The organism is Bartonella sp. AA2SXKL, assembly GCF_042197205.1.
GTDB lineage: Bacteria > Pseudomonadota > Alphaproteobacteria > Rhizobiales > Rhizobiaceae > Bartonella.
This window is the reverse complement of record NZ_JBHIRN010000096.1, coordinates 1-813: the sequence shown is the minus strand read 5'-3', so window position 1 is coordinate 813 and position 813 is coordinate 1. Positions and strand designations below refer to the sequence as shown.

Annotated in this window: 2 protein-coding genes; both read right to left on the bottom strand. The window is 42.9% G+C overall.

All coding sequences use genetic code 11. The features are described 5' to 3' along the window. Positions 1-438: DUF58 domain-containing protein (locus ACFINS_RS09990; protein WP_375706174.1), on the bottom strand; the 438-nt coding region annotated here is incomplete at its 3' end. Next, positions 438-813 (bottom strand): AAA family ATPase (locus tag ACFINS_RS09985; RefSeq protein WP_375706173.1); only part of this gene is annotated, 376 nt, incomplete at its 5' end. The genes ACFINS_RS09990 and ACFINS_RS09985, both read right to left, overlap by 1 nt.

Genomic DNA, 813 nt, shown 5'->3' with positions numbered 1-813 from the left:
AGGTGGAATTAAAGTGGGGATAGCAATATTTTCTCCACTGCGAGCAAGAAGTGTTGCCAATGTAAGAGCAAGAATGATGGCGTAATTGTCTTTAGAAGTTTGCGAAAAACACGAACAATAATGCATAGAGGCGCTCTGATCAGGCCAAATCCAAACTGTTTGTGTCTTTTCCCATTCGTGTTCACGTAGGTAAGTATGTTCATCACGCGCTGAGCGGCGCCAGTCAATGCGTGTAATGGATTCCCCTTCAACATAAGGACGAAATTGCCAGAAATTTTCACCGTTACCGCGTTTACGTTGTCCATGCCATCCTGCTATCACTGTATTGGCAATACGGGGCGCTTGTACAAGAAAACACGGCATTTTAGCGGCATTTTTATGCGAATCGGCAGCGAGTAACAGTGGAGTTTTTTTTGAAACTTTTTTGCCAATGGCCATTAGAGGGCATCTTTCACAAGATTATCGATAATGTCTTTGATGGTTATATTTTCAGCACGTGCAGAAAAATTGAGTGCCATGCGGTGTTGTAATACTGGGCACGCCAATGTTGCAATATCATCAAGAGAGGGACTTAAACGTCCATGATAAAGAGCACGAGCACGAGCACAAAGGGAAAGTGCTTGTGATGCTCGAGGACCAGGTCCCCATGCAACATAAGTGTTTGCTAGGCTATTTTCTTTATGAGGGCGAGCCGAACGGACTAGCTTTAAAATGGCTTCGACAACATTTTCAGAGATAGGCATTTTGCGGACAATTTTTTGAATTTTTTGTAGCGTTTTTGCTGATAGAACCGGTTTTGCATTTTGGTTTTTT